General features: G+C 44.9%; 1 protein-coding gene. It reads right to left on the bottom strand.

The features are described from left to right. On the bottom strand, positions 1 to 263 hold a 263-nt coding region (locus tag AAEY75_RS15695), incomplete at both ends, for an AAA family ATPase (protein ID WP_352260113.1).

Below are 263 nucleotides of genomic sequence, written 5' to 3'. Positions count from 1 at the left end.
GGTAAACGACCAATAAACTCAGGAATTAAACCAAACTTCACTAAATCACCAGGCTCTACTTGGCTAAGGATTTGTGAAATAGTCGCTTTATCCGCTTCGCCTTTTACTTCGGCACCAAAGCCAATTCCGGTTCCGGTGTGTGCACGTTGCTCAATGACTTTTTCAAGTCCAGCAAACGCACCACCACAGATAAACAGAATTTTAGACGTATCCACTTGCAAGAATTCTTGTTGTGGATGCTTACGTCCGCCCTGTGGAGGAAC

The sequence above is a fragment of the Psychrobacter sp. TB55-MNA-CIBAN-0194 genome (genome assembly GCF_040309505.1).
GTDB lineage: Bacteria > Pseudomonadota > Gammaproteobacteria > Pseudomonadales > Moraxellaceae > Psychrobacter > Psychrobacter fozii.
The sequence above is the reverse complement of the archived record's forward strand: the minus strand, read 5'-3'. Positions and strand labels throughout refer to the sequence as shown.